The sequence below is a fragment of the Fulvivirga sp. AWR4_260 genome (assembly GCF_056158185.1).
The window spans coordinates 1,194,114-1,216,753 of sequence record NZ_JBSWSU010000015.1 but is presented as its reverse complement, the minus strand read 5'-3'; the positions used below and the strand labels follow the sequence as shown (position 1 = coordinate 1,216,753).

19 protein-coding genes and 2 tRNA genes are annotated in these 22,640 nt (G+C 36.0%); 15 read left to right on the top strand and 6 right to left on the bottom strand.

Features of this window, described 5'->3' with window-relative positions:
- Positions 1-250 precede the first annotated feature (250 nt).
- Both ACXACQ_RS11685 and ACXACQ_RS11680 read left to right on the top strand, forming a co-directional pair.
- On the top strand, positions 251-1,333 hold the full coding sequence (locus ACXACQ_RS11685) for an alpha/beta hydrolase (RefSeq protein ID WP_474976127.1): 1,083 nt from the start codon (positions 251-253) through the stop codon (positions 1,331-1,333).
- A 160-nt stretch (positions 1,334-1,493) separates the two neighbouring features.
- Positions 1,494-2,363, top strand: coding sequence for a helix-turn-helix domain-containing protein (locus ACXACQ_RS11680; RefSeq protein WP_474976126.1), 870 nt, complete (start codon positions 1,494-1,496; stop codon positions 2,361-2,363).
- A gap of 259 nt (positions 2,364-2,622) precedes the next feature.
- On the opposite strand, the gene ACXACQ_RS11675 is transcribed toward ACXACQ_RS11680, so the two are convergent.
- Together ACXACQ_RS11675 and ACXACQ_RS11670 are read right to left on the bottom strand one after the other, a co-directional pair.
- Positions 2,623-2,694: transfer RNA gene (locus ACXACQ_RS11675), tRNA-Glu, on the bottom strand.
- Positions 2,695-2,753: 59 nt separating this feature from the next.
- Positions 2,754-2,825: transfer RNA gene (locus ACXACQ_RS11670), tRNA-Glu, on the bottom strand.
- Positions 2,826-2,998: 173 nt separating this feature from the next.
- On the opposite strand from ACXACQ_RS11670, the gene gap reads away from it, so the two are divergent.
- Both gap and ACXACQ_RS11660 read left to right on the top strand, forming a co-directional pair.
- Entirely contained in the window at positions 2,999-3,985 is a 987-nt protein-coding gene (gap, locus tag ACXACQ_RS11665; protein ID WP_474976125.1) for a type I glyceraldehyde-3-phosphate dehydrogenase, read from the top strand.
- A 107-nt stretch (positions 3,986-4,092) separates the two neighbouring features.
- Complete coding sequence (locus ACXACQ_RS11660) at positions 4,093-4,518, top strand: DUF2141 domain-containing protein (RefSeq protein WP_474976124.1); 426 nt, start codon at positions 4,093-4,095, stop codon at positions 4,516-4,518.
- 2 nt (positions 4,519-4,520) lie between these two features.
- On the opposite strand, the gene ACXACQ_RS11655 is transcribed toward ACXACQ_RS11660, so the two are convergent.
- The gene (locus ACXACQ_RS11655; protein ID WP_474976123.1) at positions 4,521-5,267 is read right to left on the bottom strand and encodes a YebC/PmpR family DNA-binding transcriptional regulator; all 747 of its coding nucleotides are present in this window, start codon (positions 5,265-5,267) and stop codon (positions 4,521-4,523) included.
- 2 nt (positions 5,268-5,269) lie between these two features.
- Positions 5,270-6,136: a DMT family transporter gene (locus ACXACQ_RS11650; protein ID WP_474978474.1), complete on the bottom strand. Its 867-nt coding sequence runs from the start codon at positions 6,134-6,136 to the stop codon at positions 5,270-5,272.
- Positions 6,137-6,329: 193 nt separating this feature from the next.
- Between ACXACQ_RS11650 and ACXACQ_RS11645 the strand changes: the two genes are divergently transcribed.
- The 11 genes from ACXACQ_RS11645 to ACXACQ_RS11595 all read left to right on the top strand — a co-directional run bounded on the left by ACXACQ_RS11645 (position 6,330) and on the right by ACXACQ_RS11595 (position 20,933).
- Entirely contained in the window at positions 6,330-7,532 is a 1,203-nt protein-coding gene (locus tag ACXACQ_RS11645) for a tetratricopeptide repeat protein (protein WP_474976122.1), read from the top strand.
- A gap of 61 nt (positions 7,533-7,593) precedes the next feature.
- Positions 7,594-8,028 (top strand): hypothetical protein, encoded by a 435-nt coding sequence (locus ACXACQ_RS11640; protein ID WP_474976121.1) that lies wholly within the window; start codon positions 7,594-7,596, stop codon positions 8,026-8,028.
- A 71-nt stretch (positions 8,029-8,099) separates the two neighbouring features.
- Entirely contained in the window at positions 8,100-11,909 is a 3,810-nt protein-coding gene (locus ACXACQ_RS11635; protein ID WP_474976120.1) for a PKD domain-containing protein, read from the top strand.
- On the top strand, positions 11,902-12,333 hold the full coding sequence (locus ACXACQ_RS11630; RefSeq protein ID WP_474976119.1) for a hypothetical protein: 432 nt from the start codon (positions 11,902-11,904) through the stop codon (positions 12,331-12,333). The genes ACXACQ_RS11635 and ACXACQ_RS11630 overlap by 8 nt, the downstream gene beginning before the upstream one ends.
- A 117-nt stretch (positions 12,334-12,450) precedes the next feature.
- The gene (locus ACXACQ_RS11625; RefSeq protein WP_474976118.1) at positions 12,451-12,906 is read left to right on the top strand and encodes a nuclear transport factor 2 family protein; all 456 of its coding nucleotides are present in this window, start codon (positions 12,451-12,453) and stop codon (positions 12,904-12,906) included.
- 181 nt (positions 12,907-13,087) lie between these two features.
- On the top strand, positions 13,088-13,828 hold the full coding sequence (locus ACXACQ_RS11620) for an OmpA family protein (RefSeq protein WP_474976117.1): 741 nt from the start codon (positions 13,088-13,090) through the stop codon (positions 13,826-13,828).
- 44 nt (positions 13,829-13,872) lie between these two features.
- Positions 13,873-14,844 (top strand): GSCFA domain-containing protein, encoded by a 972-nt coding sequence (locus ACXACQ_RS11615; RefSeq protein WP_474976116.1) that lies wholly within the window; start codon positions 13,873-13,875, stop codon positions 14,842-14,844.
- Positions 14,845-14,853: 9 nt separating this feature from the next.
- Positions 14,854-16,884, top strand: coding sequence for a thioredoxin domain-containing protein (locus ACXACQ_RS11610; protein WP_474976115.1), 2,031 nt, complete (start codon positions 14,854-14,856; stop codon positions 16,882-16,884).
- Positions 16,885-16,923: 39 nt separating this feature from the next.
- On the top strand, positions 16,924-19,440 hold the full coding sequence (gene priA / locus ACXACQ_RS11605) for a replication restart helicase PriA (RefSeq protein ID WP_474976114.1): 2,517 nt from the start codon (positions 16,924-16,926) through the stop codon (positions 19,438-19,440).
- Between the two features lie 52 nt (positions 19,441-19,492).
- Complete coding sequence (locus tag ACXACQ_RS11600; protein ID WP_474976113.1) at positions 19,493-20,158, top strand: hypothetical protein; 666 nt, start codon at positions 19,493-19,495, stop codon at positions 20,156-20,158.
- Complete coding sequence (locus ACXACQ_RS11595; RefSeq protein ID WP_474976112.1) at positions 20,121-20,933, top strand: DUF6048 family protein; 813 nt, start codon at positions 20,121-20,123, stop codon at positions 20,931-20,933. Before ACXACQ_RS11600 ends, ACXACQ_RS11595 begins: the two co-directional genes overlap by 38 nt.
- A gap of 314 nt (positions 20,934-21,247) precedes the next feature.
- Here the strand turns inward: ACXACQ_RS11595 and surE are convergent, their stop codons facing one another.
- Entirely contained in the window at positions 21,248-22,018 is a 771-nt protein-coding gene (gene surE, locus ACXACQ_RS11590) for a 5'/3'-nucleotidase SurE (protein ID WP_474976111.1), read from the bottom strand.
- A 15-nt stretch (positions 22,019-22,033) separates the two neighbouring features.
- Positions 22,034-22,618, bottom strand: coding sequence for a hypothetical protein (locus ACXACQ_RS11585; protein WP_474976110.1), 585 nt, complete (start codon positions 22,616-22,618; stop codon positions 22,034-22,036).
- Positions 22,619-22,640 lie beyond the last annotated feature (22 nt).

The following is a 22,640-nucleotide window of genomic DNA, read 5'->3' as shown; positions in this document are numbered from 1 at the left end:
TAACACAGACACACTCATACCAGAGCCCCAGCAACATATGAAATTCCAAAAATCAAAAGTGACCATATACAATTCAACATTACCCATATAGCCAGCATTCACTTAATGAAGAAAAGATCCAACTTTGGTATAAGAATTTAATTTATTCATCAAAATAGCTCGAGTGAATTGAACCAAAAAACACAAAACAAAGAACTAGATTGAAAATCAACAGATAGTTGCACATCCTAAGTTTGCAATAAAAAAAACTATGAAGAATTTAAGATTTTGGATACTGGTTATGACAGCTTCAATATTTTCATTTAACGTTTTAGCTCAAACAGGACAAGACGACAGATATACTCAACTTGAAAAGTTAAAAAAACAGAATCGATTTACACTTGTGTATGATAACGCAATAGAAGAAAACATATCTGGAAAAGTAAATATTCACCCCGTAAGTTACAAGTTACACGATATTGATATTGCGGCTAATGTATATACACCGGCAAATTACACCCCTTCTAAAAAATATGCTGCAATTGTTATAGCTCACCCCAATGGTGGAGTAAAAGAACAAGTTGCGGGGCATTATGCTCAATTATTAGCAGAACAGGGCTACATTACTATTGTAGCAGATGCATCATATCAAGGCGGAAGCGGAGGATTTCCAAGAAATGTGGATAGACCATCTAATAGAATAGAAGATATACGGGGAATGGCAGATTATATCTCAAATTATATTGGAGTTGATGATGACAAAATAGGGCTTCTTGGAATTTGTGGTGGTGCAGGTTACGCAATAAAAACTGCACAAACAGATAAACGCTTTAAAGCGGTTACAACTTTGAGCTTACTAAATTCTGGTTCTATAAGAAGAAATGGATTAAAGGATTCACAAATTTCTACGATCCAAGAAAGACTTAAATTAGCCTCTGAAGCAAGAGCATTAGAAGCTAAAACAGGAGAGGTGCGTTATTTCTACCCATATGCTGAGGATATGACAGATGAAGAAGCAGACAAACTTCCCTTTCAACTTCATAGACAAGTATACTATTACTACTACAAAACACACAAGCACCCCAATTCTACATTTAGATATACAATGAGTAGTCTCCTTGATCTTGCCGCATTTGACGTAAATACAAATATGGATTTATTGACTCAACCTCTATTAATGATGGCAGGAAGTAATGCAGATACTTATTATATGACTGATGAGATATTTCAAAATGTAACAAATTCTACAAAAAAAGAATTTTATAAAATTGATGGAGCAACTCACATAGAAACATATTGGAAGGAACCATACGTTTCACAAGCATTAAATAAAATGACACTCCTTTTTCAATAAAAATTTGTAAGCCTAATTGGCTAATAAATAATTAATTCTGGCTAAAAGAATTCTAGCTAGGGTTAATTATTTTGTCAATATCATGTAATATGAAAAGATAATCATGTGATTAAAATCACACAATGACTTATTTTGTATTTTATCAAAAACTGTAACCTTTATGATTAAGAATACAATAATAAAAACACCTTTAGCTAGCTGTACTTTAACTGAATCAGGTTTAGATCTTGATGGGTTTTCGATAATTGAACAGTGTTACAACAATACAGCAAAAGAAGGTGATATGTATTTGAATGAGCATTTGTTACTTTTTGTACTAACTGGAAAAATAATCCTGAATTATGGCAATCAAGAATATACTGTAGATGAAAACGAAATGATTTTGCTAAGAAAAGCAACTATTGTTAATTACATAAAACATCTCAATCAGGAAAATGACTCTAAACATTACAGCTTATTGTTTTCTCTAAAAGATGAGTTAATTTCTAGTTTTCTATCCACAGCAGATGTTGATGTCTCTAAAAAGGATATTGCTGCTGAGGTTAAAAGTTCAGTTTTTCCAATGAATGATTTTTTAATTTCGTTTGCAAAATCCGTAAAACCATATTTTAAAAATAAAAGCAAAGCTTTACCTGGACTCCTAAGAATAAAAATAATGGAGATGTTGTATAATATTTCCATTATAAATCAAAATTTATTTTATCAGATCTTGCAACTTCACAAACCAATTCCAACAGATATAAGGCAAGTTGTCGAGAAAAACTATGCAACACCAGCTAGCATCCCTGATTTAGCTTATCTCTCAGGAAAAAGCCTATCGAGCTTCAAGCGTGAGTTTCAAAGTATTTATAATATGCCACCCGCAGTTTATATTAGAGAAAAACGTTTAACAAAAGCAAAGGAACTCATACAAAAAACGCAACTAAGTATTTCAGATATCTGCTACACTCTTGGATTTGTTAACATCTCCCACTTTTCCAAAATTTTTAAAGAATTTCACGGGAATACCCCGTCATCATATAGAAACTAGCTATTTTTCACTCTTTACAAAAAATCAATTAAAAGACTCCGAATCGCATGAAGCATAATCACTGCTACACAATTCATAACGCTAAAAATAGGCTGTAAACTTCATTTAGAATTCACATACTATAAAACCTATTTGCGGAAGGAAGATTAATGCATAAAACACAGAAAGATTTGAATGTAAATTAAAAGTGCAGAACCTAGCATTTCCTGAAGTTACCAGAAACAAAAAAAGCCGTTTACTTTTCAGCAAACGGCTTTAGTAGTCCGTAGGGGAATCGAACCCCTGTTACCAGGATGAAAACCTGGCGTCCTAACCCCTAGACGAACGGACCCTTAAACTATTTAACACAAAGCTTTTCTCTGCGTGTAGTGCTACTGCGAAGCACTTTTGTAGTCCGTAGGGGAATCGAACCCCTGTTACCAGGATGAAAACCTGGCGTCCTAACCCCTAGACGAACGGACCGTTTTGTTTAAGGAGTTGCAAATGTAATACTTCAAATTTTATATGCAAAACAATTGTAGAAAAAATTTCTTTTTTTTCGCACACATGCATTTAAGTTTCTCTTTCATTGATTTTAGACATGTAGTAATGTACTTTTGGCGCGTAATAAAAATGACAACTTTAATCCAAACAAAATGACTAAAATAGCAATTAACGGATTTGGAAGAATAGGCCGCTTGGCGTTTAAATCATTATTGCAAAAAGATAACGTTGAAGTTGTAGCTATAAATGACTTAACTGACATTGCTACACTTGCGCACCTTTTAAAATATGATTCAATTCACGGCAAGTTTGACGGTACTGTTGAAACTAATGACGAAGGTTTCGTTATCAACGGTAAAGCAATAAAAGTTTTAGCTGAGAGAGATCCTGCACAATTACCTTGGGGAGATCTTGGTGTTGATATCGTTCTTGAGTCTACAGGTAGATTTGTAGATGAAGAAGGTTCTAAAAAGCATATCACTGCCGGAGCTAAAAAAGTTGTTATCTCTGCACCTGCAAAAGGAAATATCCCTACTGTAGTACTTGGTGTTAACGAAGAAATTTTAACTGGTTCAGAAGAGGTTTTATCTAACGCTTCTTGTACTACTAACTGTCTTGCTCCTGTAGCAAAAGTTCTTAACGATAAGTTTGGTTTAGAGAAAGGATTTATCACTACTATCCACGCTTACACGGCTGATCAAAACTTACAAGATGCTCCTCACAAAGATTTAAGAAGAGCAAGAGCTGCTGCTTTAAACATTGTACCTACTACTACTGGTGCTGCTAAAGCTGTAGGTTTAGTACTTCCTGAATTGAAAGGAAAATTAGATGGTAACGCTGTTCGCGTACCAACACCAACAGGTTCATTAACTGACTTAGTTTGTGTTTTAAAGAAAGAAGTAACTGTAGAAGAGATCAACGCGGCTATGAAAGAGGCTGCTGAAGGTCCTATGAAAGGAATACTTGAGTACACTGAAGATCCTATCGTTTCTACTGATATCGTAGGTAACCCTCACTCATCTATCTTCGATTCTCAAATGACTTCAGCAAACGGTAATTTAGTAAAAGTTGTTTCTTGGTATGACAACGAAGCTGGTTACTCTAACAGAGTTGCTGACTTAATTGCTAAATTAGCTTAATTAAGAATAATTTTTAAAAGAGTAATAGCCTATAAGTTATTACTCTTTTTTTATCCCCTCCTTTTGGCATTTCATTTGTTTAACCCTCATGCTAAAACAGAATAGCCATGATCTACTCGTTTATACTTTCAATTTTTAGTGTTTTAGTTTCTCCTATCCAGAAAAATCAGTGCACACTGAATATTACTGTCTCTAATTTAAAAAACACACATGGCAATGTGGCTGTAGCCATATTTAACTCCAAGTCATCTTTCTTAGCCAAGCACAAAGAGTATACTGGTAAGTTTATAGAAATTACCCCAGGAAAAGAAGCCACCCTTACTATTGAAAATTTACCTGAAGGCACCTATGCCGTTAGCGCCTTTCATGATGAAAATGGAAATGGCGAGATGGATAAAAACATGCTAGGGATTCCTACAGAAGATTATGGATTTAGTAACAACGCCAAAGGCCTTCTTGGCCCTCCTTCATTTGAAGATGCTAGCTTTACCATTTCAAATAGCACCAAACAGATAGATATACGCTTACAATAAAATTAACTCAAAGCCGCTAGCTGCTCATTCGTTATATCCAGATTATGATAGACTTTCTGCACATCATCATCATCTTCTAATACCTCTATCAACTTTAAAACATCCTCTAGCTCCTCATCAGCTAACGTCATTCTATTCATAGGCAAGCGCTGAAGTTCAGCAGTTTCACATTCCAAATTAAATGCTTCGGCAGCTTGATGAAAACGACCAAAATCTTCCATAGCAGTGGTCACATGAATATATTCTTCATCAAAGGCTACATCCTCTGCTCCAGCATCAATTAATTTAAGCATTAGTTCATCTTGTATAGAGTTTTCAGGTCTTTTAATATCAAAAATACCTTTCCTTTCAAACAAATAATCAACAGACCCGTTCACTGCCAAGCCACCTCCATATTTACTAAAAGCAGCTCGCACAGCCGCTACAGTCCTATTTAAATTATCAGTAGCACACTCTACATATATTGCTATTCCATGCGATGCATATCCTTCATAAGTAAGCTCCGTGTAATCTCCCTCATCTCCCCCCTCGCCTTTATGAATGGCTCTTTCAATATTATCTTTTGGTACATTTTGCCCTTTTGCATTCTGTATAGCCAATCTTAACCTGGGATTACCATCCGGGTCACTCCCTCCTTCTTTTACCGCTATAGATATTTCACGCAAAAGCTTGGTGAAAATTTTAGCTCTTTTAGCATCTAAAGCTCCCTTTTTTCTTTTTATAGTTGACCACTTACTATGTCCTGACATATCTATCCTTCCTTTTCTGCAAGTTTTTTCTTTGACAAATGATTTTTATACCACACATTACCCGCCACTCCGGCTAACACTACTACCATACCTATGTAAGTCATAAAGTTAAAAGACTCATCAAAGAAAATCCAGCCGAGGCCCAGTGCATATATAATATTAATATACTTGAGACTAGCCACTTTAGACAGCTCTTCTACCTGATAAGCCTTAGTCATTAAATATTGAGCTATTTGAGTAAGCACCCCAACCACCAGCAGATAAAACCATTCCATACCCTGCGGCTCTTCCCAATGAAACACACTGTACAACCCAGTTATGGGCAGCGTCACTAATGGAAAATAAAATACTATTACCAATGGATGCTCCGATGTATTCAATTTTCTAATAAAATTATACGCCAGCCCTGCAAATAAGGTAGCAAATAATCCCATAGTAGCATAGATCGGTGTTATACGCTGATCAAACCCTTCTATTACAAGCACACCAAGAAAAGCCACCAGAAAGAATAACCATTGTAATGGTTTCACCTTTTCTTTTACGATAAACATTCCCAATACAGAAGTAAAAATAGGCGCTAAAAATTGTATGGTAGTAGAGCTTGCCAAGGGTATCTTTTGAATAGTCTTGAAATATAATACCAGAGCAATAGCACCTGCAGCACCTCGCATAATGAGTATCTTTTTATTATTACCCCAAATGTTAACACCAGAAGTCTTCAAAAAAACAAAACTCAATACAAGCGAAATTACAGATCTAAAAAAGACTATTTCTACCGCAGGTATATTGGGCAACATTTTAACAAAAGCATTCATTAGGGCAAAACAGAAACCTGCCACTAGCATGTAAACCACTCCTTTTGAAATCATAACACAAAGAAGCGCCATAGCCTTTTGTTTCAAAAGAAACTACAGATTTAATGGGCTGATTATATGTTTTATGAAATTATTTTAATTTTATAAATTAATTTACCAACACTTCATCTAACAAAAACAAGTTTAAATTTATATTTACCTATAAAATCAACACTACCACTTTTATCATCCTCGTTTATTTTTTCATATGATTGATTATTACCATGTACTAGATGTAGCCAGATATTCAGACATAGCTGTAGTGAAATCAGCCTACAAAAAATTGGCAATAAAATATCACCCAGATAAAAACCCAGGCAATACCTACAGTGATGAAAAATTTAAAGAAATCAACGAAGCCTATCAGAACCTAAAAGACCCGTACAAGAAACAGGCATACGACAATAGACTTCAACATCATTACAATCCTCCTCCTCAATCATATTCACAACCTACAGGCTCAAACCGTAGAGATACAAGACCCCGAAATTATAAGTATCGTCCCAGACCGAAGCCACAAACCTATTACAAGGTGGATAAGACCTACCTGTATTCAATTTTGCTATCCATTTTATTTGTAGGCGCTATAACCGTTGTTGTTGTTATTGTCACCTCCATAAATTCATACTACGAGAATAAAGATAAAATCGAACTAGCTCAGGAAATAGATCGTCATATCTCTAAAATAGATTCGGCCTTCAACATAAAAGACTACGCCTTAGGGTTGACTATAATGAATGAAATGACATCAAAATTCAGAAGAAACCATCAAGTAGAAGTAGCCAAATCACATTTTATAGAAAAGTTAAATTCCAATGCTCAATCTGATTATCAAAGAGGAGACTATCATAACGCAGCAAAAGAGTTTAAATTAATTATTGAAAATGATGACAAAACAGACCTTAATAATTGGCTAAAACTGGCGGAAAGCTATTATTCGATAGGTAAATACAAAGAGGCTATTAATGCGTATAATTATATCCTTATATATGATGAATACAACATAAGTATCATACTAAAAGTAGCTGGCATTTACGAACACGATCTCGAAAACAATGACGAAGCTCGCAAAGCCTACCATGATGCAAAACTGGTATTTAAAAAAATTCAGACCAACGTGTATGGAGAAGCATTTGAACTAGTGATGAAACCCAAAGATACCCCTGAAACATTTTACACGCTTTTCATGAAAAGAGGCCTATTTCACCTAAGAAATCAAAATTACGAAGAAGCTATATCTGACTTTAACTGGGCCATTACCATACGACCAAACAATGCCGAGCCATACTACCAAAGAGGCATGGCCTTTTACCATGTCAATAAAAAACATATGGCGTGCTCCAATTGGGAAAAAGCCATGAATATTGGACATACCAAAGCAAAACAATTCTACAGCAAGAATTGTAATTAAAGAATGATTTTAATTGAGAAAAAAGGTATCTTATATAATATAACTCTAAAACTCTAATAGTATGGCAATTTTAAATGCAGAAGAACTTAAATCTATAAAAAAGAGCTTTTTTAATATATTAGCATTCTTTTTAAAGGACGAACAGGTAAAAAGTAAATATGTGGGCTGTTTATTAAAATGGAGCGCACAATTAAACCTATCACATGCCGATCTCCATCACATTGAAGATAACTTCGATAAACTAGAATTTAGAGAGCCCGATAGTAAAGTAGAAAAAACCGAAGCTATTTTTCATCTCGTACACATGATATATCTTGACAATGTAGTAGAAGATATTGAACTAGAGGTTGCCTCCATTTATGCCAAAAAACTGGGTTTAAACCCTGCAGTAGTAGGAGAATTATTTAAAGCAATAGCTACAGCACCATATGATGGCAAATCCACAACGGATGTAAAACAAGAAGTTCAGGAGTTTTTAGAACTGAATAATATTTAAAAATTAGAATTGTTATTTCTTTTTAAGGCAAAATATCATTTTATTAGGGTAGTGATTACAAAACTACTATCATGAATAAAAATAACTATTTTGCATTAGTGTTTTTTGTAGCTCTGTCCGTAGTAGCGATATATTTTTTTCAGAGCTCAAATACACCTCAACCCACATTCCCAAGACATTATAACTATGAAGATGATGAAGAAAGGGAAAAAGAAGAAACAGACAGCCCCGACCTTGCTGCAGAGCAGGAATTTGAAATGACTAAAGATCCGACCTTGGGTTATGTGCCCACGGAAAGAAAAGTATTGGCATTTCAAGAAGCCAAAGGACTTTTAAAAAGTACTAGCAATGCCCGAGCAATCTCCGATGTTAAATGGGTAGAACGAGGCCCTGATAATGTAGGAGGAAGAACACGGTCTCTATTCTTTGACCCTAATGACACCACTGGCAATAAAGTTTGGGCTGGCGCAGTAGCTGGCGGACTTTGGTATAACAACAATATCTCCGATAAGAACTCCGCATGGCATAACGTGAACGACTTTATGGCCAACTTGGCTATAAGCACACTAGCCTATGACCCAGAAGAAACATCTACGTTTTATGCCGGAACAGGACTAGGTTTTACAAGCACCATTAAAGGAGCTGGCATTTGGAGGTCTACTGATAAAGGAAATACTTGGAGCCAATTGAGCTCCACACAATCAGATGCATTTAGCTATGTGCAGAAAATTGTAGTATCAACCAATTCAAAAGTAATAGCAGGTACCTCTGGAGGCCTTTACACTTCAATCGATAATGGAGAAACATGGACCCTCACCTCACCCGAGTTCTTCGTAACTGATGTAGAACTTGCCTCTAATGGAGATGTATATATCTCTGATTATAATGGAAATATTTTTAAATCAACTGATGATGCTGCCACTTGGGTTAGCGTATCTCCAATGGCAGGAGGAGACAGAGTAGAAATTACTACAGCCCCCTCTAATTCAGCGGTAATTTACGCTCTAGCAGCTTCAGGCTCTAATGTAGCCTGGCTTAAAAAGTCAATTAATGGAGGCTTAACATGGCAAGATATAACTATACCAAACTATAGAAATCAGCAAACTTGTACCGAAGACCTCAATGACTTTACCAGGGGTCAAGCATTCTTTGACCTTATATTACAGGTATCTCCTAACAATGAAGACTTGGTGTTAATGGGAGGCATAGACCTTTACCGAACAACTGATGGCGGCACAAACTGGCAGCTTATCTCCTACTGGACAGGCTCATGTGCACCATATGTTCATGCAGATCAACACGCTATAGTATTTAAACCCGGCAATAACAATACTGCTATTTTTGGAAATGATGGAGGTGTATTTTACTCTGAGAATTTAAACGATGAGTACCCTACCTATTTAGAAGCAAACAATGGGTACAACACTACGCTATTTTATTCTTGCGCAGCAGTAAATCAGCCTCTATCAAGTATATATTTGGCGGGCTCTCAAGACAATGGCACTCAAAAATTTACGCAGATGGGCATTAATAGCACCCAACAAGTTACTGGAGGCGATGGAGCATTTGTATTTATAGATCAAAATGAGCCCAATATTATGATCTCCAGTTATGTATACAATAACTATTATTACTCACTTGATGGAGGTGGTACATTTTATAACTTCCCTAATCAGAGCTATTCTGGCCGCTTTATCAACCCGTGTGATTATGACGACATAGACAACACTTTATATGCAGCAAGTAGCGCTGATTCTCTTAACATATATAGCAACATCGGCAGCTCAACCCCATCATTTATGGCTAAGTATATACCCATGAATAACACGGTTATTAGCCACATTAAAGTCTCGCCTGATAATAATGTAATATTTGCAGGTAACGGTTATGGTCAGATATACCAGATAACAAATCCTAAACAGACACCTACCGTTACAGAGATAAGTAACAACCAGCTTCCTTCAGGAAATATTTCATGCATAGAAGTAGGCAACTCCACTGATCATTTATTGGTTACCTTATCAAACTATGGCATTAATTCTATTTGGGAAACCAAAAACGGGGGCACCACATGGACAAGTAAAGAAGGCAACGTACCTGATGTACCTGTTCGATGGGCTCTATTTCATCCTACCGATAAAAACCAAGCACTTATTGCTACAGATGTAGGAATATGGTCCACAGACAATCTTTCTGACATCTCTCCTGAATGGGAACCCACAGTAGAAGGGTTAGCTAACGTACGTTGCGATATGATAAAATACCGCACCGAAGACAAGCAATTAATAGTAGCTACTCATGGTAGAGGGCTCTTTACCTCCAATGTATTTGGCAGCGAAGTAATAGCCACATTTGCACCATCACATTCTCTCACATATATTAACAAGTCAATATCTTTTGCTATAGATTACACTGGAGATGTAAATTCATTCCATTGGGATTTTGGAGATGGCACAACTTCTACAGACGAAAAACCGAAGCATAAATACACTAAAGAAGGACATTATACCATAACCTTAACACTCAATGAAGGAGAGTTTATACTCACCAAAGACAATCTTATAACTGTAATGCCTACACGTGCTGCAGATTACTCATTGGAACACGGAGGCAACTTTGAAGTTAATTACGGAGATTTTTACCCAGAAAACATCAACGGGACACCGTTTGAACTAGGAAAATCGACCATATCTGGGAAAAGCGGAACTGCTAGTGGCGACTATGCTTGGGTAACTGGCATTAATAATGAGGAATACGCCTCTAATTCAACAGCTATTCTATACACCCCTGAATTTGACTTCAGCCAATCAGGATCATACACTTTGAAATTTGAGGCTAATTATCAAATGGAAAGTGAGTGGGATGGGATGATTGTCACCTTCACACCTGATAAAGGGGAAAATTGGTATCCGCTAGGCAGTGATATAGTTTCAAGTCAATGGTATGACATGAATTCTCTTCCGCAATCCATATTTGGTGGGCTTCCTATATTTTCAGGAACTACTAACGATAGCTTTATTTCCAAAAGTATAGATATATCTATGTTTGCGGGCTATCCTAGCATAGCATTTCAATTCTATTTTGCATCTGACGGTTATGTAGAAGAGCAAGGAATCGCCATCGATAATTTTATAATAGAAGGACCTATGCCAGCGCTAAAAGCCAGTATAAATTATCAGGTGGATTATAGCAAAGGGTGTAATAGCAAGACTGTAGTATTCACCCCGAGTGCCACCATACCCGAAGTCTCATACGCTTGGGATTTTGGTGAAGGTGCTACTCCCCAAAAGATCACCACTACAGGCGCCATTAGCGTAACCTTTGACAGTGACGGAAGTCATGAGATAAGCCTAATAGCAACCGACACTTTGCGTAGCAGCCATACCGACTCTACCGGAATCGTCATTAATTTTGACCAAACAGATGTATTCATTTCAGAAAGTAGTGAAGGCACATTGTCCACCAACATTATCGGCAACTCATACCAGTGGCTATTAAATGGCAACGAGATACCAGGTGCCACAGCGAGCACTCATTCCCCTTCAAAATCAGGAGACTATACTGTAATTATAAAACAAGATGAGTGCAATTTCACATCTTCGTCATACACCGTTAAACTAGTTACAGGTGTTAATGAATACCAAACTCAGCATATTCTAGTTTATCCTAATCCTTTCAAGACAAAAATATTTATTGATGGAGCTGAGAAGTACCATTCTATTTATATTTATGACACAGAAGGACGCTTAGTTTATATAGACCATAATTTGGATACTACTAAACCATTAGACTTATCCACACTAAAATCAGGGTATTATATAATTGAACTGAGAAGCAACTTCGAAGAAAACACATTTAAAATATTTAAAACGAATGAATAGGATAAAAAGCATCATATTTTCCATTCTATTATTATCCGGAGCATGTGCCAGTGAAAACACGGTAAGCCAAACCCAAGAACCTACTGCGTATAATGCAGAGTGCACTAAAGAGCTAGGCGAATGGTCCAAGTTTACTTACAGTCCAGACTCTTCATTGGTATTAGCATACAGCGATAGAAAAGGGTCTGCAAAAATGCCTTCTAACCAGATTAAATTTTTGGTTATAGATGCAAAAACCGACAATGTTTTGTTTAAAAAGACTATTGATAATGGAGAAATATCGTTCTACGACAACAAACATCTTAAAATCATACAGATCCCTGGCATCATGCGCCCCGGACAAACAAAAGATGATTTCACTTATTTGATCAATATATATGATGGCAAACAGATTCCACTGAAAGAATTTGCAAATAAAAATTAACCTTAAAATTACAGGTCATCACCTCTGGGTGATGACCTTTTTTCATACCTCTTTGCTCAAGTAACTTGTTTATTGAAGGTAATATTCATATTTTCCGCTTTTAAGCTATATGAAATCATGAAATATTACGTTATTACTCTTCTATTAATTGTTATTACCTCGTTAAATTCTACAGCACAAGATGTAGACACTTTTCTTAATGACTGGCATCAAGCTGCAGCCGATGCCAATGCCGAACTATACTTTAAAGCTATTGCCGAAGATGGTATTTATATAGGCACAGATGCTACAGAAAGATGGAACAAGGAAGAATTTAAAGCTTTTGCAAAACCCTATTTTGATAAAGGAGAAGCATGGGATTTCACCCCATATGACAGACAATTGCATTTCACCAAAGATCAAAAATTAGTTTGGTTTTCAGAATTATTAAAAACATGGATGGGGGTTTGTAGAGGTTCAGGCATTTTAGTAAAGCGTAATAATCAATGGCAAATAGTTCAGTATCACCTATCTGTAACGCTTCCCAATGACCAGATTGATGACTTCATCTCATTAATTAACAAAAAGCAATAAAATCTTACATACATTTTAGCGGTTACTTTTGGTCTAAAAAAAGATTTAATAGTCAAAAAAGATTGATTAGAGAAAAAAGCTCTGAAGTATCATCATTTTTCTTAAAGAAAATATTCGTTATATGTCTCTTAAGCGTTGGATACAATTTACCTTACTCACCAGCATAATTTTGTGCTTATGCATGATGGCAGCACCATCTTACGCTCAAAAAAGAAGTAAAATTTCCACCAAGTATTTTAAGAAACATTATAGCAAAGGCAGGGTTAATGCAGCAAGACAGTGTCATGCTCTGATTCGCAAAAAGAAGAAGAAGCCCCACAAGCCTTTTATGGCAGGAATATTTAAAAGTAACAAACCCGCTCAACGATCTATGGCGGAGGTGGACCTCAATGACACCCCACCTCCTGCTCCTAAACCAGCACCCAAGCCGGTAGTAGCTCAAAAGACCACTCCTAAGCCTGAACCAGCTCCAAAACCTGAGCCAGAAAAGAAGGAAAACGTACTGGCAATGCACAATTTACCCGAGCCTACAAGTCCACAACAGGAGGAAATAAGAGCAATGGTGCAAAGAAACTTATCGAAAAACCTAGAAACATACCCCATTGAATTAGATCCTCTTTATTTCACTTTTGATCAGGATGAATTTTCTGTTGTAGACATGGAGCCCTTTTTAGTAGCAGTAGAATATGCACTTCAGGGCAGAACTATTTTAATTGAAGGCCATACTGACAAAAAAGGAAATGACAACTACAATGTGCAGCTTTCTATTCAAAGGGTAGAAAGAATAAGACAACTCATGCATGATATGGGCGTGCCTGATGACAGAATATCTGTGGTAGGATATGGAGAAGAAAATGCCAGCACGGACCTTTCGGAAGATAGCAGACAAAAAGATAGACGCGTAGATTTTAAAGTTTTCTAATATATCAATATACTAGCCTTGGCAGTTATTTCTACCTTTACACTATGTTTAGAACAGAAGTAACTTGCAAACCCTCGCAAAATAAAATAGGATTACAAACACCTATTTTGTCCATAGGTTCGTGCTTTGCTGATAATATAGGGAACTACTTCAAGAATAATAAGTTCGCAATTAATGCTAATCCTTTTGGCACAGTTTACAACCCCATTTCTATATTTCAACTATTAGAACTGGCCATAAATGATAATGATATAAATGAAAATGATATAGTTTTCAACCAAGGCTTATATGCCCATTATCTGTTTCATTCTTCCTTTTCTTCTGAAAATAAAGAATTGCTAATATCACAGGTTAAAAAGGCGATTTCTTTCACTCACCAAACAATAAAAAAAGCAAGCTGGCTAATAGTTACATTTGGCACCGCTTATGTATACCAAAGAAAAGATACTCAACAAATAGTAGCCAACTGCCACAAAGTACCATCACAACAATTCACAAAATCGTTATTAACTAATGAAAGCATTAGTAATGGCTTTACCCAGGTAGTAGATGCATTGTTAAAGCTTAATCCTAAATTAAAGATTTTAATCACCCTATCGCCCGTCAGGCACATTAAAGACACTTTAGAGCTTAACCAAGTCAGTAAAAGTATTTTGAGAAGTAGCATTCATGAAATAGTTACTAAGCATAGCCATGTTGAATATTTCCCATCATATGAAATTATGCTTGATGATTTACGTGATTACAGATTTTACAAGTCAGATATGCTTCACCCTTCTGCACTGGCAGAAGAATACATATGGAAAAAATTAAAGGATGCATATTTCGATGACACCACTATTGATTTTATTCAAAAATGGGAGAAATTAAAAAGGTCTGTTAACCACCGACCGTTCAACCCTAATACAAAAGAACATCAAAAGTTTTTAAATAAAACGCTATCCCAACTAGAAAGCTTATCGCATATAGCTGACCTTTCGGAAGAAATTATAACAATAAAAAACCAAATCATATAGGCATAATTTATGGCACATCAACATACCAATGCACTTATCAATAGTACTAGCCCTTACCTATTACAACATGCGCACAATCCCGTCAACTGGATGCCATGGGGAACTGAAGCATTGACACTTGCCAAGCAAGAAGACAAGCCTATTATACTAAGTATTGGTTATTCCTCGTGCCATTGGTGTCATGTTATGGAACGCGAATCTTTTGAAAATGAGAATATCGCCAAAGTAATGAACCAATACTTTGTGTGCATAAAAGTAGATAGAGAAGAAAGACCCGACATAGACCAAATATACATGGATGCCCTTCAAGCAATGGGGCAAAATGGCGGCTGGCCACTCAACATGTTTCTCACACCAAATCAACAGCCATTTTATGGAGGCACGTACTTCCCTCCTCAAGGCTGGATTCAACTACTACAACAAGTAGCAAAAGCTTACGAAGTTAAAAAGGATGACATTCACAAATCAGCACAAGAACTTAGTGACGCATTAGCCACAAGTGAAATCATAAAATTTAAATTAAAAGAAACCAACAGTAAGCCAAATAGTGATCAATTAAACCTCATATTTCAAAGCATCTACCAAAAAATAGATGCCAACGAAGGAGGTTTTTCTGGCGCTCCTAAATTTCCAATGCCGGGAGTATGGTTATTCACCTTGCGCTACTTCGCTTTTAAACAGGATGCCTATATCGCCAAATCGTTAAATAATACACTAGAAAAAATGGCCAATGGCGGCATATACGACCAAATCAGGGGTGGATTTGCTCGATACTCAACGGATGATCACTGGCTAGCTCCCCATTTTGAAAAAATGCTTTATGACAATGGACAACTTATACAATTATATGCAGAGGCGTATAAAGCATTTAAAACGCCTAGATACAAAGAAGTTGTATATCAAACTGTAGAATGGTTAACGCAAGAAATGCAAGACGAAAATGGTGGATTTTATTCTGCATTAGATGCAGATAGCGAAGGGGTAGAAGGTAAATTTTACACTTGGAGCTTAGCCGAAATCGAAGAATTATTGGCAAATGAAAAATACACTAATGAATTCATAACATACTATAACATTTCAGAAGAAGGCAATTGGGAAAGTACTAATATTCTACACTGTAATGAAAATTTAGATTCTTTTGCTGCCAAACATAATATCAGCCAAGAAACGTTAAAGGCTGCATTCAGTAATTATTCATCAACATTATTAAGAAATAGAAACCAGAGAATAAGACCAGAACTTGACGATAAAATACTTGCCAGCTGGAATGCATTAGCACTTACAGGTTTACTTAAAGCCTATCAGGCATTTGAAGATGATCGATTTTTAGATATCGCATTAAAAAATGCCAACTTCATAAAAACTAAATTAATTTACAATAACACACTGCACAGAAATTTTCATCACAACAAGGTTTCTAATGAAGGATATTTAGAAGATTATGCGTTAGTAATAGAAGCATTTATCAACCTATACGAATCTACCTTTGATGAAAGTTGGCTGATGCTAGCCAAAGCACTAGCTGAAAAAGTAGTAACTGATTTCTTCGATAAGGAAGAAGATTTCTTCTTTTACACTAGTAGCCAGTCAGAAACTCTAATTGCCAGAAAAAAGGAAATATTTGATAATGTGATACCTTCTTCTAATGCAATTATGGCTTGCAACTTATATCGTTTAGGTACACTTTTCAACCATGAGCAATGGGTAAGCATCAGCTTAAAAATGCTAAACAAAATAACCTCATTACTACTTACTGAAGGGAGGTATTTATACCAGTGGGCTACACTACACCTATTTCACAGCACTTCTACAGCTGAAATTGCCATTACAGGGCCTGATTTCATCGCTTATAAAAATACTATTCTCAAACATTTTTCTGCTAACAGCATCATCTGTGGAAGCAATGTTATAAGTGAATTGCCGTTATTACAATCTCGTATGTCAGAGCAATCTACAGTACATGTATGCTATGATAAAAGTTGTCAATTACCTGTTCACCAACCCGAAGAGGCCATAAAACAGATTAGCTACATCATTTAATCTATTGTAAACAAAACCAATACTTGCTAACATTGACTTATGAGTCAGCTCGAGTTTAACGATAACACACCAGAAGAAGGCAGAAAAACACTTTTTGCGGATATCATATTACCTGTGCCTATCCCAAAAATGTTTACTTATAGAGTACCAATAGAATACAACGAAGTTATATCCGAGGGTTGCAGGGTTATTGTTCAATTTGGGCAACGGAAAGTATTAACTGGAGTAGTAGGCAAAATTCATCAAACGCCTCCGGCCAAATATGAAGCCAAGTATCTGCTAGAACTTTTAGATGATGAACCTGTAATTCAACCTGGGCAAATATCCACCTTTCAATGGATCGCTAACTATTACATGTGCACCCTTGGTGAGGTTCTAAATGTGGCCCTACCAACGGGGCTAAAATTAAGTAGCGAATCGAAAGTGCAGCTTCACCCTCATTTCGATTACTACGAGTCTGAACTAGACTTTAATGAAAAAGAAGCCATCATTTTGGAGACACTTCAAAACAAAGATGTACTTTCTTATAGTGAAATAAGCCAGCTCCTCAACCAAAAGAATATTTACAGCCTGATAAAAACCTTAGTTTATAAAGAGGCTGTATTGATTTTTGAAGAGGTAAAAGAAAAATATAAACCAAAAAAAGTAGCTAAAATAAGGCTCACCTCAGCTTATGGTAACAAGGAAAATTTACAGCTACTATTTGACCAAATCAGCAGTAAGCCTAAACAAGAAGAAGTACTGCTATTTTACTTGCAAAAAATCCCCGTATTTAATCAACCAGAATTAAATATAAATGGTATAGATAAGGCAGAGTTTACAAATGCAGAAATCTCCAACTCCTCATTAAAAACGTTAATAAAGAATGGCATTTTTGAAGAGTTTTCAATTATAGTTTCAAGGTTTCAGAGCTATGATCAAGCCTTAGCCGAAATCACTTTATCTGAAATTCAACAAACAGCAAAAGAAGAAATAGTCAAAAGCTTTGAAAAATTTGACACCACCCTGCTGCATGGAATTACAGGTAGTGGTAAAACCGAAATTTATATCAGTCTTATTAAAGATGCATTAGAAGGAGGAAGTCAAATTCTGTACCTGCTACCAGAAATAGCACTAACCACACAAATTGTTAACAGATTAAAAAAAATATTTGGAGATAAAATGGGCGTTTATCACTCCAAATTCTCTGACAATGAACGTGTGGAAGTATGGAAAGGTGTGCTTTCAGGAAAATATCAATTTGTAGTGGGCGTGCGTTCATCCATATTTTTACCCTTCGATAATTTAGGCCTGATAATTGTTGATGAAGAACACGAATCATCATACAAACAATATGATCCTGCACCAAGGTATAATGCAAGAGATGTAGCCATGGTATTAGCACATCAACAACACGCCAAAGTATTATTAGGCTCAGCCACTCCATCCATCGAGTCTCAATACCAGGCTCGTCAAGGAAAATATGGCTTGGTCACTTTATTTCAGCGCTATGGAGAAGGTCAACTCCCTGATTTCAAAGTAGCGGATATGATTAGAGAAAAAAACAAAAAGCTTTCTAAGGGTGAGTTTAGCTCTACTTTAATACATGAGATAGAAGCTGCTTTGGACAAAAACGAACAAGTTATAGTTTTTCAGAACAGGCGAGGCTACTCCCCTTACATGATGTGCCAAGAATGTGGCTGGATTCCCAAATGCGATAATTGCGCGGTCAGTCTCACTTACCATCAATACAAAAATGAATTAACCTGTCATTATTGTGGCTATAAAGACAGTGTCCCCAGAGCCTGCGAGGCATGTGGCTCCACCAACTTAATAACCATAGGCTTTGGCACTGAAAAGCTAGAAGAGGAATTGGAAATTTTCTTTCCTCATGCCCGAATACAGCGTATGGACTTAGATACCACGCGCAAGAAAAATAGCTATGAAACCATCATCAGAGATTTTGAAAATGGCGATATAGATATATTAGTGGGTACCCAAATGGTAAGCAAGGGTCTCGATTTTGACAACGTTAACCTTGTAGGCATTTTTGACATAGATAGAATGCTTCATTTTCCTGATTTCAGGGCTTTTGAAAGAACTTTTCAGCTGACTACACAAGTAAGCGGTCGTGCAGGCAGACGTGACAAAAAAGGCATGGTGGTAATTCAAACAAGAAATTCTACCCAACCTATATTAGAGCAGATCACACATTATGCTTACGAAGATTTCTATACAAAAGAATTAAGAGAACGACACGAACATCAATATCCTCCTTTTACACGAGTGATTAACATAGTTGTGAAAAATAAAGACAAACAGGCCGCTAAGATAACAGCCATAAAATATGCTAACCTGCTTAAAGAGCAACTAGGCGCTAAAAGAGTACTAGGCCCAGAAGAACCACTCATCTCAAAAATCAGAAATGAGTATTTAATGGAAATGATGATTAAACTAGAAAGATCTAAAGTACACTTGGGTAAAGTCAAAGAAATTATACAGCAGCTAACACTAGAAATAAATCAAGATAAAAGCTTAAAATCAAGTAAAATCATTTTTGATGTAGACCCGTATTAAGCACTAAACTTAGACAATTGTTAATTACATTTTTTTACTTTTGCATTACTTTATGAAGAATCTATCTAAATCTATTGCCTATTCACTCATTGGCTTGATGTGTTTCTTTTTTTTCAGCTGTGATGAAAATGAAATAGACACTAGTAATACGGCTCCCTTTTTCTACTTACAAATAATAAATGCCAGCAGAGCAGACTCTGTTGAAGGTGCTATAGCCGATATTGATACGCTAATCAGTAAAATAGATGCAGAAATCTTTAACTATGACACTCTCACGAATGATGATGAAGATTATCAGGAGCAAAAAGATTCTCTCAACGCAATACGAACTTCTTTAAACCTAGATAGACAAGTTAACACCAACTTGTTAACCACGCTCAATTCCGGAGAAACGTACGTTAATCAAATCGTGTCTCTAGGAGATGATGGCGACCAGATTTCGTACACCGCAGGAGATTCTTCTGATATTTTTAAAATTGACTTAAACTTCAACAAAAACATCAGTCAATACAGAGTATACTTAAATGACACCCTGTTTCCAATCAAAGCCACCTATACCACATCAATTGTAGAAGAAGAGCGAAAAATAAAAAAATTGGCTTATAACTTTCTGATTGAAGAAAATTTAAGTTTCTACGATAGCTTGATATACATAAGAAAAGATTCTACCACAAACAACAATGAGAGCAATGAGTGCACGGCTATTATTTATTATTAGTATTATATTAATATCATATCAAGCTTCATTAGCTCAATCAGCAGATAGTTTACAAAACACCACGGTAGTGGCTATAGATACTGTACCCAAAAGTGAAGCTCCCATAATTGAAAAAGATTCGTCTGACATTACAAAGGCACCTGAAATCACTCAATATTCAAGCGAATTATCCGATACTAAATCAGCAATCTTAGACACCGCCCAAATAAAAGTAAAATCAGGCCTCCAGCTATTTGTTGATTATGGTAAAATATTCACTATACCTACAGAGTTTGAAAGTAAATTTGAAGCAGGCATTGCTTTTCAAATGAAAAACAAGTTTGTGATAGTAGCACAAGGAGGAAGTGGCAACTTATCGCCTGCCAATATGATTGAAAATGGCGAATATAATAGCAAAGGTATTTATGCTAGGTTTGGGTTCAATTATTTATTCCCCATTGATAATTCGAATAAATTATATGTTGGAGCTCGTTATGGCATTAGCCAATTTGAAGAATCGGGAAGCTATGAAATAAACAGCTCGCTTTGGAGTAATTTCAAAGAAGCATATGCTAGAAAAGACCTGTCAGCAAACTGGTTTGAAATTATTATAGGCTCAGAAAAAAAATTAACTGACAGTAATTTTATTGCTGGTGGTAACTTCAGCTTAAGAATAATGAACGACTACAAAAAGTTTGAGCCCATAGAAACCTTTATTATTCCAGGATATGGCCGCGCGTTTGACAATACTGAACCTGCTGTAAACCTATACATTAAGTATATGATTAACTTCTAGAATAGGAGTTTCCCATTTATTATTTTTCACCATTCAGTAGTACCTACCATTGAAAGCTCAAAAAGCTTTATAAAAGGAAAACTATATCTAATTGATTATTGTTATTAATTCTGTGCTTTAGAAGGAAGGAAAAAAGTGTCTCAACAGCTTAAGCAATCTTTTTTACAGATTGTAGTTGAAAAAATGAAACTCTTGAGACTAAAAAATACTATTGAGACACTTTTAAAATGAATTAAACTCTTGTAAAGCTTAATAATAAAAGGCAGAGGTAGGTAACCCCTGCTTTTTATTTTTTTTAAATATTTTTTTCTAGCCTAAAATTCCCACTCCTCATTTAAGGAAGTAACCACATGGTGAGCGGTTAAATCAAACAAACACGGCACAATAGAAACATAATTATTAGCTATAGCCCATTCGTCATTATCCTCACCTTTATCATGATTCACAAAGTTTCCTGCAAGCCAGAAATACTTTCTTCCATGAGGATCAAAACGCTGCTCAAATTCCTCCTGCCACTTAGCTCTAGCCTGTCTACAAATCTTTACACCTTTTATTTCTGAGTTTTGTTTTGCTGGAAAATTCACATTTAAGGCTACTCCTTTAGGTACTCCTTTATCTAAAACTGTTGTAGCTATTTGCTTTACAAAAGACTCAACGTGACTAAAATCAGCATCAGAGCTAAAATCGCACAATGAAAAACCTATAGCGGGAAGTCCTTCGATAGCCCCTTCAATAGCTGCGGACATGGTGCCACTATAAAGCACGCTTATAGAAGTATTACTCCCATGATTAATACCACTAACCACCAAATCTGGCTTGCGGTCTTTTAAAACATAATGCTTGGCAATTTTAACACAATCTGCAGGCGTACCTGAACACTCGTAAGCATCTACTCCCTCGAAAATATCTACTTTCTCCAGCCTCAGAGTATTTCCGATGGTTATAGCATGTCCCATTCCTGACTGTGGACCATCAGGAGCCACTACCACTACCTCCCCTAGCTCTTTCATTACATTCACTAAGGTTCTTATTCCTTTGGAAGTGATTCCGTCATCGTTAGAAACTAGTATTAATGGCTTTTTCATGTAAAATATGCGTAGTTATAATTGATCAAAAAGTGAATTATAATATTTAATTATATCGATAAGCCCCAATCGGGTATCTGTCTTAACCTTATTTTCTTTGATGTATTTTTTTATAAAATCTTGCCGGTCTGGCATTAAATAAATCAAATCTTTTTTCTTGCCACTGTAGCTAACTATTCTTCCTTCTGGCTTTAGAAAGTAATAATCATACACCAGCACCTGCCTACTGTAACTACTCAGCGAATTATAAGGATTATTTATTACCTGATATTCTATATGTTCTCGGCAGAGTAGTGTTAATTTTTCACCAGTAAAAAGGACTTCAAAAATAATAGGTACATCGTAATTTTTACCGTTAAGGTCATAAGGTAGGGAGTAAAACTCACGATATTGATTGACCGTTTGGTCAAAAATTTCGAAATATAGCACTTTACGTGCTGTATAGGTTTGAATAGTGGGCCTTCGATCTTTGAATAAAACAAGATCCGTTTCCAGATTATATTTTATGGCCCCTATTAACGTATCTCCTTCTACCAGTATCAGCTTCCCATCGTGCCACAACTCCGAAGGAAAATCTTGAGATTTTCCTTCGAAAGCCATGCTTAAAATGAATATTATACAC